The sequence below is a fragment of the Microbacterium psychrotolerans genome (genome assembly GCF_031085295.1).
GTDB lineage: Bacteria > Actinomycetota > Actinomycetes > Actinomycetales > Microbacteriaceae > Microbacterium > Microbacterium psychrotolerans.
Genome location: NZ_JAVFWO010000001.1, coordinates 910,396 through 922,445 on the forward strand (window position 1 = coordinate 910,396; position 12,050 = coordinate 922,445).

The following is a 12,050-nucleotide window of genomic DNA, read 5'->3' on the forward strand; positions in this document are numbered from 1 at the left end:
GTTCAGGCGAGGACGCGAGAGGAGTCGCGGCCGGTGCCGATCTGCTTGTCGGGTTCTGCGGCGATGCTCTGGGCGGCGATGTAGCCGAAGGTCAGGTACGGACCCCATGTGCACCCGGCCGACCAGTAGGCCTGGCCGGACGCGGATGCGACGCAGTTGCCCACTCCGTAGAGGCCGGGCACGGGCCGCCCGTCTCCGTCGAGCACCTGCAGCGTCGCGTTCACCTTGGGTCCGCCCTTGGTGTCGAGAACCCCCGGTGCCAGGATGATGCCGTAGTACGGGCCCTCGTCCGAGAGCGGGTGCAGCGTCGGATCGAGCTGATCGCTGGCGCCGTCGGGATCGGCGTCGGCCGGGCGGAGCTGGTTGTCCAGTCCCATGAAGAACTGCTCGATCGCCGTCTGACCGCGATGGAAGTCGTCGTCCCGACCCTGGCGGGCGAAGACGTTGAACCGCTCGATCGAGGCCCGCAGCGTGGCGGCGAAGTCGTCGGCCAGTCTGGTGCCCACGGCGTCGTCGGGATGCAGCGCGAGCCGCTCGGTGAACCGCTCCGCCAGCTCCTCGAGGGTCTCCCCCTCGAGGAAGTACGGCGAGGTCTCGCCCACGCGGGGGATGAAGTTGCCGGCCGTGAGGTCGATGAAGCCGTCGTAGCCGTAACGGTCGCGGCAGCGCTTGTCCATCACGACGAACTGCAGGAAGTTCGGGTACTCGACGAGCGTCGGGTCCCACAGGAAGTGCGATCGCGTGCGGTCGTGATAGGTGACCTTCTCGTTGGCGATCCGGTGCCCGTACTTGTTGACCACGAGCATGCTGTCGCCCGCGCAGTTGAAGTTGGCGATGAGGGACGGATCGTGCGCGAGCGCCTGCTCCCACACGACCGGCGCCCAGAAGGCCTCGTCCATCTGGTGCAGCGGAAGTCCCAGGCTCTTGGCGATCGGCAGGAAGTCGCCGGTGTTCGTGACGGCGGCGCAGCCGCCCACGATGCGCCCGTTCATGTACTCGCGGGTGTAGGGCGTGTTGTGGGTGAAGCCGCCGCTGGCGAACACCACGGCCTTGCGGGCGCGGATCGACCTCGAATCCGTGCCGTCATGACCGCGGACCCCGACGACCTCGCCCGCGTCGTTCAGGTAGACGCCGTCGACGCGGAATCCCAGACGCACCTCGACGCCGAGCCGGTCCAGTGTGCGCATCATCCGCTCGATCGCGTTGCGCCCGTTGGACATCTCTCCCGCGTCGTCCTGCGGCACGACGTAGCGCCCCCGCGGCATCCGATCTTCCGGGACGTCGCTGTAGCTGGGCCAGCCGGCGATGTGCATGACCCGCAGCGCGCCGAGCTCCTCCAGGCGCGCGAGCGCGTCGCCGGCGTGGTCGAAGTAGGCCTCGATCAGGTCGTACTCCCACTGCGGCAGGCCGAATGTCGGGTCGGTTGCCGAGTACAGCAGGGGTCGCCCGACCCGGGCGAGGAACGCGATGAAGTCCTCTTTGGTCTCCACGTCGCCGAGCGCCCGCTGATAGCTGTTGTTGGGCACCATCATGCCGCCGCCGGACTTGGCGCTGGTCCCACCGGGAGCGACGGACTTCTCCAGCATGATCACGGATGAGCCGAGGTCGGCGCAGTGGGTGGCTGTCGTGTCGCCGGCCACGCCCGTGCCGATGACGACGACGTCGGCCTCGGCGTCCCACGTCTGGTCGTCCGCGGGTCGGAGGACGGCGGGCTCGGAAGACTGCGGTGTGCTCGCGGACATGTCGGTCTGCTCCTGGAGACGGTTCATCGGATCGCTTCGGCGGCGGTCGCGACGGCGTCCGTGGAGGACGACGCGGCGATGTGCTGTCCGGCCAGCCACGCGAACGTGATCATCGGTCCGAGTGTGCCGCCGGCTCCCCAGTACGCGTGCGCCGACGGCGAGGCCGCGCAGTTGCCGACCGCGTAGAGGCCGCGGATCGGCCGTTCGAGGTGATCGAGCACACGACCGTGGACGTCGGTCTTGGGTCCGCCCTTGGTGTCGAGCGTTCCCGGCACCAGCAGTGCGGCGTAGTAGGGACCCTCGTCCGCGAGCGGCGCGAAGGTGGCGCTCGCGAGCCCGGCACCGGGGATGCGCTCCGCGAGGCGGCCCTGCGGTGCCTCCTGCCCGTCGACCGTCCACGACTGCGACTGCAGCGACGAGTTCGCCTCCATGAAGCCGGCGCCCTCGCCGATCGACGCGGCCGCCTCCTGCAACGATTGCAGGTACTGCTCGATGGGCGCCTCGCCGCGGTGGAAGTCCTCGTCGCGGCCGTTGCGCCCGAACTCGTTGAACCGCTGGATCGTCTCGGCCAGGCGGTCCTCGAAGTCAGCGGCGGGGGCGACGCCGCCGATGTGGTCGGCGTACGTCGCGAAGCGCTCCCGGATGCCCTGTGCGAGCTCCTCCAGCGTCGCGCCAGAGATCACGTGCGCACGCTCGGCGTCGCTTGCGCCCGACGCCGGCATCATGCCGCCGTCGAGCATCAGGCCGCCGAACTCGTCGGCGTTGGTCTGGTCCCACACCGCGATTAGAGGCAGGTTCGGGTACTCGGCCCGCGTGCCGTCCCATTCGGCGAGCACGGCGCACGATTCCGAGTAGACCTGCTTCTCGTTCGCCACGCGTCTCCCGGCGCGGTTGACGAGGAGGATGCTGCGCCCGACGATCTCGAACGTGGCCACCATGATCGGGTAGTCGGTGACCGCGTGCTCGAGCAGCACCATCGAGTTCCACGCGTTGTTCATGTTGCGAAGCGGCGCGCCGAGACTCTCGGCGATCGGGATGAAGTCGCCCTCGTTCGTGGTCACCGCGCACCCGCTGAAGACCGGGTGCGGCAGGAAGTTGTCGCGCAGTTCGGCGTTGTGGGTGAATCCGCCGGAGGCGAAGACGACGCCCTGGCGCGCGCGCAGGGCGACCTCTCCTGCTGGCGTGGTCGCGATCACGCCGACCACCGCGTCGTCGTCCACGACGGCGCTCACCACCCGGTGCGCGACCCGTATCTCACCGCCGCGCTCGGTGAATGCGGCGCTCAGCTGACGGATGAGCTCGATGCCCTGGCCGGCGGCCCCGTCGGGCTGGATCGGCACCAGCACGCGGCCCGTCGTCAGGTGTCCGTCGACGAGCTGCGGGTAGTAGTCCGGGAAGGCGGGCATCCACATCGTGTGCATCGCCCCCATGTCTTCGAGCGCGTCGAAGGCCTTGCCGGCGTGGTGGGTGAAGGTGTGGAGCAGGTCGTACTCCCACTGCTCCAGGCCCAGTGTCGGGCTGGACGGTGCGAAGCGGTGCGGCCGCGACGTGCGGGCCTGGAACACCAGGCATCGATCGAGCGGGTCCTCGATGCCCGCCGCGCGCATGTGCCGGTTCGCCGGCACCCACATGCCCGCGCCCGACTTCGCCGACGTGCCGCCGATCGCGTCCGCCTTCTCGAGGAGCAGGACGCGCGATCCCGCGTCCGCGGCGACGAGTCCGGCCGTGAATCCGGAGGCCCCGCCGCCGACGACGATGACATCGGCCTCGCACGTCCAGGACTCGACCGCCGACGCGGCCACCACGGGCGGGTGGGTGGGTATGGACATGGACGACTCCTCTTCGAGTTGTTCATCGACGTGACCTGCGGCGAGGCCGCATAAGAAACGATACGTTTCGATTATATTCGTGGGCCGGCCCCGTGCGTCAACCCTCGGACTGCGAGAGGAACGCCTGGACGGCGTCGAACACATCCGTCGTCGCCGCCCCTGCGTAGACCGAGGTGGCGCCGCCGTCGACGGGCAGGACGATCCCCGTGACGAACGTCGAGGCGTCGCTCCCGAGCCAGAGCGCCGCCTCCGCGATGTCGCTGGGGAGGCCCAGCCGCCCGATGGGCTGCAGTCGCCCGTGGCGGGCGTTGAGGAACTCCGCGAACTCCTCGGCGCGCTCGAGGGGCACCCCGAAGCTGCGCGCCATGATCGGCGTGCGGATGATGCCGGGGGCGATCGCGTTGACCCGGATGCCCAGCGGTCCGAGTTCGGCGGCCGACTGGCGCGTCGCGCCGATCACGGCGTGCTTGCCGATGGTGTAGCCGGCAGTGCTCCACCCGCCCTGGAGCCCGGCCGAGCTCGCTGTGTTGATGATCGCGCCCGCCGACTCCTGCTTCTGGAACTGCTGTGCCGCGAATCGCGTCCCCAGCAGGGCCGAGCGCGCGAGCAGGGCGAGCGTGCGATCGAATCCTTCGGCGGTGAGCTCGAGCACGGGCGCGGGGTCACCGGGGGCGCCTGCATTGTTGAACATGATGTCGAGCCGCCCATACTCCGCCGCCGCGGCGTCGACCGCTGCGGCGATGGCGGCTTCGCTCGTGACATCGACATGCCGATAGCGGAGTCGGTCCCCGTGCACGCCCTCGAGCTCCGCGCCGCGCTCGTCATCGATGTCGGCGGCGATGACACGAGCCCCCTCCGCCACGAAGAGGTCGGCGGTGGCACGACCGATCCCGCTCGCCGCGCCGGTGATGACGGCGACCTTTCCCTCCAGCCTTCCGGCCATGATCTTCCCTTCCGGTCGCCGCGTCTGTACCGACGTGCCGCGGGCGACCGCGCGACACCGGGGCTTCGCACGGGACGTCAGATCCGGCAGATCTCCCGAGTGAGGATGCCGGCCGAGAACTCCGGCTCGGTGAACGTGAGCTCGTCGTCGGCGACCTTGTCGCGGTAGTGCTCGGTCGCGAACTCCTCGTCGAGCGCGTCGAGCGACGCGAAGGTGAGAGCGCCGACGCCGTCGTAGCGGCTGTGCTGGAGGCGGGTGCTCACGCCCAGGGGTGCGGGAGTGTCCTCGAGGCGGAGCAGACGCTCACGGGTGCCCGGCCCCTCGAGGGCGAGCTGCGCGTGCTGTCCTGTCCAGTGGGAGCTGAACTCGACGAATCGCATGCGGCGTCGCGACACCGGCAGCGTGAAGACCTTGACGGCGTCGGGCGGGACGGGGGCGTCGCTCTCCCACAGGACCTGCGGGGCTCCTCCGATTCCCGTCGGTCGTGCCGCCAGGATCGCCAGCCGCCGGGGCAGCCAGTCGTCGCTGAAGGCGCGGGAGACGACCCAGTCGGCGGCGTCGTTCTTGCGTGCCCACCACGTCTCGAGCGCGGCGTCGAACGGCGCCGCACCGATGTGCGAGATGGGGACGCGACCGGCCACCGGCCCGTTGAAGGCCGCAGCGAGGAGGCCGGGGGCGTCGATGGGATTCTCGAGGTCGAGTCTCGTCCAGGCGTCGATGAACGAGCCGGTGTCGTGCGTGCCGCTCGAGCGGAGGAGCAGGACCAGCTTGAATGCGGGGGTCATCGCGTGTCCTCAGTGGGTCGGGCGCGCGGGAAGCATCCGCGCGGCGGTGTCGGCGATCTTCATCAGCAGGGCGTTGCCGGATGCCCAGATGAGCGCGTTCTGGGGCAGGGTCGCGCGCGCCGCGTGCGGATCCTCCCTCCCCATCTCCCGGTTCTTGTGGCAGGCGACGGGCACGTTCGTCATGAGACGCCGTAGGCAGGAGTTGCCGTGGTCGCACCAGACGATCTCGGACAGGCGATCGCCGAGCACCTTGTTCGCGTAATCCGGATCGGCGAGCAGTTGCCGCGCCAGCATGGTGGCGTCGGCATGACCGGCCGCGATCGCGTCGGCGGCTTGCTGGGGATCGGGCGTGCTGGAGAGGAAGAGCGGGATGTCGCCCAGGGCGGCGCGGAAGATCTGCGGCTCGTGGTGATCGAGCATCGTTCCCGATCTCGAAGGGACGTTCGCCGCCATCGACTCGTAGTTGGCCTCGCTCAGCGAGACGAAGTCGAGCCCGGCCGGCACGATGTGCGCGACGACCTCGGCGAAGCCTTCGGGTCCCTGACCGCCCGGCATGTGGTCGTTGACGCTCACGCGGATGCCGATCGGATAGTGCGGACCCACGGCGACGCGCGTGGCGGCCACGGCGTCCCTCAGCGCGCGCGCCCGGTTCTCAGCGCTGCCGCCGTACCCGTCGGTGCGCTGATTCGCCAGTGGCGAGAGGAACGACGAGTAGAAATAGCACATGTGAGCGCCGATCTCGATGCCGTCGAATCCGGCCGCCCTCGCCCGCAGCGAGGCGGCGACGGTGTCGGCCTGGATCTGCGCGATGTCGGCCGCCGTGGCCTCGTCCGGCACGGGCGTGGTCCTGCCGCCGGGGACGTAGACGTGGTCGGGGAGCCCCTGCGCCCCGAGCACGACGGGCTTCGGGCTCGCGGCGATGAGTCGTGCGCCGCCCCGGGGAACCCCCATGCGGCCGAAGCTCGGGAAGATCTGCGCGAAGACCTTCGCGCCGGCCCCGTGCACCGCATCGACCAGGCGGGCGAGGTCGGGAATGTACTCGTCGCCGTCGAACCGGAGGTTCGGCGTGAACGGCGATTCGTTCCAGCCTCGTGCGCTCGCGACCGCGCCGCCCACGATCACCAGTCCCACCCCGCCCCGCGCCCGGCGCTCGAGGAAGGCGATCGACTGGTCGCTGGCGCGCCCGTCGGCGGTCGGCCGCAGCACAGCCATGGGGCCGAGGACGATGCGGTTCTTGATCGTGACCGAGTTGACCCTGAGGGGGGCTCCGAGAGTGTCGGCGATGCCGGCGGTCGTCATCACGGCTGTCCCTTCGTCGGACGCGAGATGGTCTAAGCGTACGCTACGACCCGTATCGGATCGAGGTTCGCGTGCCGGGGTGGACACGCGGGATCACCTCACCAGGCAGTCGGGGGCGCAGAGGTCGGCCAGATCGACCGCGGCAGGGAGCAGGTCGAGGTCCGACCGCACGCTCGTGAGCACCTCGAGGCCGGAAGCGGGCACGCGCAACGAGCGCGGGCGGGTCGCCCACGCCGAGCCGGCAGCCTTGCCGAACCCGGCGGCGACCAGCAACTCGATGCCCTCGGCGACCTCGAGCCGGTTCGCGATCCTCGTGGCGACCTGCAGCAGCTCGAGGTACGCCGCCAGTTCCCCCGACCCGATCGCGTCGGCGCGCGCCACGAGCCCCTGCCCGGGGTACCCCGGGATCATCTCGGGCACGCTGCCGAGCAGCATCGCCTCGTTGTCGACCGCCATCGCGTCGAACGGCGGTCCGAGCAGAGTGGCATCGGCGCGACCTTCGAGCAGGGCGTCCAGACGCTCCTTCACCCCGCCGACCTCGAGGAATCGCACGTCGTGAACGCCCGCCTGCTCGAGCAGCCAGCGGGCCGCCAGCGCGAATCCGTTGGCGGCGGCATCCACCGCGAAGCGCCGGCCCGTCAGCTCCGCCAGCGTCGTCGCATCGCCGATCCCGAAGACGCTGAGCGGCGTGGTGCTCTCGATCTGCGCCACGAGCTGCACGTCGGCTCCCGCCGGAACCCAGGCGAACAGATTGTCGATGGCGGTCACTGCGAGGTCGATCTCGCCTGCGAGCAACTCGGCGAGCTGTTGCGGGCTGCCGCTCGTGCGCCGCGTGCTCAGCGCCACGTGGTCGAGCAGACCGTACGCCTCGGCGACGATGAGGGGGACCGGGGGAACGAACTGGCTCTGCCTGAGCGTCATCGACTCGCCTGCCAGGGCGGCAGCCGGCCGCTGGGGCCGCGCACCGCGTTGCGCTGCGTGCCCAGGCCCGCGATCTCGGCCTCCATCACGTCGCCGTCGGCGAGGAAGCGTCCCCAGTGGGAGCCGTTGCCCGCGGGCGAGCCGGTGATGAGAAGGTCACCCGGCTGCAGCACGGCCATCGAAGACGCGTAGCTGAGCAGCGCAGGGATGTCGAACGCAAGGTCTGCACTCGTGGCGTCCTGCATGACCTGCCCGTTGAGCCGGAGTCGCATCGTGAGCACGCCGGGGTCGGGCACGAAGCGGGCCGGCACCAGCCAGGGCCCGGTCGGGAAGAAGCCCGGCTGGTTCTTCGCGCGGAACCAGTCGGTGCCGATCTTGGCCATGTCGTCGCGAGGCACCAGCGAGCGCACGGTGAGGTCGTTCACGATCGTGTACCCGGCGACGTGCCGCAGCGCGTCATCGGCGGCCACGAGGTGCGCAGCGCGACCGATGTAGACGCCGAGCTCGAGCTCCCAGTCCACGTCGCGTCCGACGTCGGGAAGCACCACGTCGTCGCGGGCGCCCGATACCGCCGACGGCAGACCGGTCCAGATGTACGGGTCGCCGCTGCGCACGCGCTCGTCGATCTCAGCAGCGGCGTCGGCGCGCAGCGTCTCCGGCGAAGCGCCGTCGGAGCCGAGGCCATGGGCGACGCTCATCTGGATGATGTGCTCGCGATAGTTCGCGCCCGCGGCGAGCACCGGACCTACCGGCTGCACGGGCGGCAGCATCCGTCCTGCGCGATCGGCGAGGAGCGCCTCGGCGTCGCCGACGGGGTCGGCGCCGCGCTCGAGGTGCGCGGTCAGCACGTCGAGATTGCGGTCCCAGTCGGGGAACAGGTCGGCGGTGCGCGCGACGGCGGGGAGAGCGGCACGAATGTCGAACACGCGCTCGTCGTGGACGACGCTGGGGATGACCTCCCCGTCGAGCTGGAGCGAGGCGATCGCGAAGGAGGTCATCGCTCGCGGCTCACAGCGGCGGGGCGACGAAGAGGTGACGGTCATCGGAGTCGTTGAACATCTCCTTGGTGATGAACTCGTCCATGTCGCCACCGGTTCCCCACTGGTCGGACGTCTCGGGCTGCTGCACGTCGTAGATGTGCGGGTGCCACGAGTCCTCGTCCAGCTCTTCGAGCTCGGTCGTCAGCTCCATCGTGTTGCCGTTGGGGTCGATGAAGTACGTGAACGTGTTGTCGCCGGCGCGGTGACGGCCGGGTCCCCAGATCTTCCGGTAGCCGGCACGGATCATGCGGCCGCTACCGTACATGTACTCGTCGATGCCGCGCATCTCGAACGAGGCGTGCTGCAGCGACGCGTGCGGACCGCGGGCGATGGCCATCGAGTGGTGCTGGGAGCTGCAGCGCATGAAGTAGAAGAGGTCGCCGACGTGCGGGTGGTTGAGCGTGTCGGAGAGGCGGAATCCGAGGTGCCTCTCGTACCAGGCGCGCATCTCTTCAGGTCGATTCGAGTTCAGCACGACGTGGGACAGGCGCACCGGGATCGCCTCGCGCTTCTCGATCTTGCGGTGCCGGCGAACCTCGACATCGGTGGACACCTCGACCGTGCGGCCCTCCAGATCGAAGAAGCGGAACCCGTACCCGCCGCCGAGGGTCTGCAGATCGGTCGGCTCGAAGACCAGCTTCACGCCGGCCGTGGCCAGGGTCCCGGCGAGGCCGTCCACCGCTTCACGGTCGGCGGCGCCGAAGGCGATCAGGTCGAGGCGCTTGTCGGTGGCGCGGCGCACGCGGGTGATGTACTGCTCGGGCGAGCCTTCCGCAGCGAAGTAGACGACGTCGCCGTCGTCGTGCTGCACAGTCAGTCCCCAGTGGTTCTTGTAGAACTCGATCTGCTTCTCGAAGTCGGGGACGGCGATGTCGAAGTGGCGGATGTGGGTGATGGGGCTGAACGACATGATGTGCTCCTAACGCGATTCAGCGGTGAGATCTGCGGCGCCGGCGAGCGAGGGGATCATCAGCAGGAGCCGCTCGAGCTCCGGTGCGGTCCCGGCGGTGCCGAGGGTGTAGTGGTCGGGGCGCAGGACGGCGGCGCGGGCGCCTAGCGTCGCGAGCAGGTCCGACACCTTGGCCGGATCCAGCAGGGTCACGGTCTCGGCGTCGTCCTCCAGGGCCGCGCGCAGTGCCGGCGAGAGATCGTCGAAGAGCGCGCGCTCCGTGGCGACGAGGAAGTGCGATCCGACCATGTCGTCCAGCCGGATGCCGTCTGCGAGGATCGGCTGGGGTCCGAGCTTTCCGCCCCCGCCGTGCTCGCCGGCGTGAAGGCCTGGCCCGAGCGCCGGCGGCTCGGGAACCGCCGACGAGCCCGGGTGGGCACGGATGTACTCGTCGCGACCGCGAGCGACCTCGGGATCGGTCGTCTGGATGATGACGGCCTGGTTCGCAGCAGTCTCGACCCAGAAGGTGGCGTGCGGCTTGCGTTCGCTCTCGTAGGTGTCGAGCAGGCTCTCGTCCGCTGCGCCGCGCGCGACCAGATCGAGCTTCCAGACCAGATTGGCTGCATCGCGGATGCCGGCGCACAGGCCCTGACCGAAGAGGGGAGGCGCCTGGTGGGCGGCGTCGCCTGCGAGGAAGATGTTGCCGCGCCGCCACTCGCGTGCGATGCGCCCGCGGAACGTGTAGATGGCCTGCCGGTCGGGAGTGAACTTGTCGGCCGGCAGGGCGCCCCGGCTGATGCGCTCGACCGCGGCGGGCGTGACGATCTCGGCGGGGTCGTCGTCGGGCATCAGCATGAACTCCATGCGGACGCGGTCGCCGGGCAGCCGCAGCCACAGGGCGGGGCGCGTGTAACGGCCGAACTGGATCATGTCGGGCTCGTAGCCGGGCGCGTCCACGAGCTGGCCGTCGACGACGAGCCACGGTGTGTCTTCGCCGTACTTGTCGCTCGCGATGCCCAGCCGATGGCGGATCTCGGACCGCGCGCCGTCCGCCACGATCGCCCAGCGGGCCCGCGTTGTGTGTACCTCGCCACCAGCGGTGGACGAGACGACGAGGACGCCGTCCTCGGTGCTCTCGACGTCGGTCACGGTCTCGCCGCAGCGCAGCTCGATTGCGGGGGTTTCGGCGACGACCTCGCGGAGGAGCTCTTCGATGTCAGGCTGGTGGAAGCTGATGTGGTCGTTCCACCCTTGCTCGCCGATGCGGTCGGTCGGTGCGTGGACGAGCACCTCGCCCGCTTCGTTCAGGATGGCGACGTCGCGCATCGGGATCGTGACCCGTTGGAATCGATCGGCGACACCGAGGCCCTGCAGGGTGCGCATCGTCTCGCCGTCGAAGTGCACGGCGCGGGCTGTCGGCCAGAGCTGGGCATCCTTCTCGAAGGCGATCGCGCGTAGTCCTGCACGGCCGCAGAGGGCGAGGGCGGTGGTGCCTACGGGGCCGCCGCCGACGATGACGACGTCGACATCGTGTGTCACGGAAACACTCCTTCGTGTTCAGTACGATTCGTATCGAATTATAGATACGAAGTCCTGATCTCCACTATGGAGACCGTCGCATCATCGGGGAAGAGCCCCTTGGGCATAACCGTCATCCGATAATCAGATGATTTCCGCCGCCGCTCTTGCCAGCAGTTCGCGCAGCCAGATGTGTTCGGCATCGTGCTCGCGATCAGGGAGCCACCAGAAGGCGTCGTGCACCGGCGCGAGGTCCAGCGGCGGCACGACCACGCGCAGGCGCGGGAGCATGGCGACAGCCATCGATGCCAGCCCCTCAGGCACGACCGCGACGCGATCGGTGCCGACGACGAGAGACGGGATCACGAAGAAATGCGGGGTCACAGCTGCGACGCTGATCTCGATCCCGCGGAACTGCAGCTGTCGGCGGGCCGGGTTCATGTCCTCGCGTGCGGCGAGGTTCTGCACCCAGGGGCGCGTGAGCAGTTCGTCGGCGGTTGGGAATTCGGAGATCCCGGATGCTGCGTCCACGAGGCACACCCAGCGCTCCAGTGGCAGGTCGATATGCGGCTGGTCGACCGCGTAACCGTGGGGGAGGATGACGGCGTCGAGCGTGCGCAGGGAGTCGGGGAGCCTGTTGACCAGACGAGTGTCGACAGGAGGGAACTCGAAGCGGATGTTAGGGGCTTCGCGCGACGCGAGCGCGCTCAGGGCCGGGGCGACTCGGGCCACCGCGTAGTCCACGCCGGCGATCGTGAACGTGCGCGAGCTCGTCACCGGGTCGAACCTCGACTGCAGCCGGAAGAACTGCTCGGTCTCGGCGAGCACGTGCGGGAGCGCGGCGAGCAGTCGCTCGGCCAGCGGGGTCAGGCTGTGCTGATTCCCGCGCCGCACGAGCAGCACGTCGTCGTAGTGATCGCGCAGGCGTGCGAGGTGACCCGACATCACCGGCTGCGACATGTGGAGCCGTGCCGCCGCGCGGGTCACGTTGCGCTCCTCCAGCAGCGCGCGTAACGGCTTCAGAAGGTTGTAGTCCACCGGCGCCACCACGGCCTCCACCCCCCTTTTCGTGCGAGGCGGCGTC

General features: G+C 69.7%; 10 protein-coding genes. All 10 read right to left on the bottom strand.

All coding sequences use genetic code 11. The features are described 5' to 3' along the window. Positions 1–2: 2 nt before the first annotated feature. Positions 3–1,742 carry an FAD-dependent oxidoreductase gene (locus Q9R08_RS03960; protein WP_308866526.1) on the bottom strand — a complete coding sequence of 580 codons (1,740 nt, stop codon included), beginning with the start codon at positions 1,740–1,742 and terminating at the stop codon, positions 3–5. A 23-nt stretch (positions 1,743–1,765) separates the two neighbouring features. Next, on the bottom strand, positions 1,766–3,571 hold the full coding sequence (locus tag Q9R08_RS03965) for an FAD-dependent oxidoreductase (RefSeq protein WP_308866527.1): 1,806 nt from the start codon (positions 3,569–3,571) through the stop codon (positions 1,766–1,768). A 97-nt stretch (positions 3,572–3,668) separates the two neighbouring features. Then, positions 3,669–4,514 carry an SDR family NAD(P)-dependent oxidoreductase gene (locus Q9R08_RS03970; RefSeq protein ID WP_308866528.1) on the bottom strand — a complete coding sequence of 282 codons (846 nt, stop codon included), beginning with the start codon at positions 4,512–4,514 and terminating at the stop codon, positions 3,669–3,671. 77 nt (positions 4,515–4,591) lie between these two features. Further along, the gene (locus tag Q9R08_RS03975; protein ID WP_308866529.1) at positions 4,592–5,299 is read right to left on the bottom strand and encodes an EthD domain-containing protein; all 708 of its coding nucleotides are present in this window, start codon (positions 5,297–5,299) and stop codon (positions 4,592–4,594) included. Positions 5,300–5,308: 9 nt separating this feature from the next. Continuing rightward, positions 5,309–6,598 (bottom strand): oxidoreductase, encoded by a 1,290-nt coding sequence (locus Q9R08_RS03980; RefSeq protein ID WP_308866657.1) that lies wholly within the window; start codon positions 6,596–6,598, stop codon positions 5,309–5,311. A gap of 93 nt (positions 6,599–6,691) precedes the next feature. Further along, the gene (locus tag Q9R08_RS03985; RefSeq protein WP_308866530.1) at positions 6,692–7,519 is read right to left on the bottom strand and encodes an ABC transporter substrate-binding protein; all 828 of its coding nucleotides are present in this window, start codon (positions 7,517–7,519) and stop codon (positions 6,692–6,694) included. Further along, positions 7,516–8,517: a fumarylacetoacetate hydrolase family protein gene (locus Q9R08_RS03990; protein WP_308866531.1), complete on the bottom strand. Its 1,002-nt coding sequence runs from the start codon at positions 8,515–8,517 to the stop codon at positions 7,516–7,518. The genes Q9R08_RS03985 and Q9R08_RS03990 overlap by 4 nt, the downstream gene beginning before the upstream one ends. A 10-nt stretch (positions 8,518–8,527) precedes the next feature. Beyond that, positions 8,528–9,469, bottom strand: a complete 942-nt coding sequence (locus Q9R08_RS03995; RefSeq protein ID WP_308866533.1) for a VOC family protein — start codon at positions 9,467–9,469, stop codon at positions 8,528–8,530. Between the two features lie 9 nt (positions 9,470–9,478). Further along, entirely contained in the window at positions 9,479–10,987 is a 1,509-nt protein-coding gene (locus tag Q9R08_RS04000) for a bifunctional 3-(3-hydroxy-phenyl)propionate/3-hydroxycinnamic acid hydroxylase (protein WP_308866534.1), read from the bottom strand. Between the two features lie 123 nt (positions 10,988–11,110). Then, positions 11,111–12,004 (bottom strand): LysR family transcriptional regulator, encoded by an 894-nt coding sequence (locus tag Q9R08_RS04005; protein WP_308866535.1) that lies wholly within the window; start codon positions 12,002–12,004, stop codon positions 11,111–11,113. Positions 12,005–12,050: the final 46 nt, after the last annotated feature.

What these genes read in the sequence shown, in the direction of transcription:
- Q9R08_RS03980 (WP_308866657.1), bottom strand. Translation starts at nt 6,598, where the DNA reads ATGACGACCGCCGGCATCGCCGACACTCTCGGAGCCCCCCTCAGGGTC.
- Q9R08_RS03965 (WP_308866527.1), bottom strand. Translation starts at nt 3,571, where the DNA reads ATGTCCATACCCACCCACCCGCCCGTGGTGGCCGCGTCGGCGGTCGAG.
- Q9R08_RS03970 (WP_308866528.1), bottom strand. Translation starts at nt 4,514, where the DNA reads ATGGCCGGAAGGCTGGAGGGAAAGGTCGCCGTCATCACCGGCGCGGCG.
- Q9R08_RS03990 (WP_308866531.1), bottom strand. Translation starts at nt 8,517, where the DNA reads ATGACCTCCTTCGCGATCGCCTCGCTCCAGCTCGACGGGGAGGTCATC.
- Q9R08_RS03985 (WP_308866530.1), bottom strand. Translation starts at nt 7,519, where the DNA reads ATGACGCTCAGGCAGAGCCAGTTCGTTCCCCCGGTCCCCCTCATCGTC.
- Q9R08_RS03995 (WP_308866533.1), bottom strand. Translation starts at nt 9,469, where the DNA reads ATGTCGTTCAGCCCCATCACCCACATCCGCCACTTCGACATCGCCGTC.
- Q9R08_RS03975 (WP_308866529.1), bottom strand. Translation starts at nt 5,299, where the DNA reads ATGACCCCCGCATTCAAGCTGGTCCTGCTCCTCCGCTCGAGCGGCACG.
- Q9R08_RS03960 (WP_308866526.1), bottom strand. Translation starts at nt 1,742, where the DNA reads ATGTCCGCGAGCACACCGCAGTCTTCCGAGCCCGCCGTCCTCCGACCC.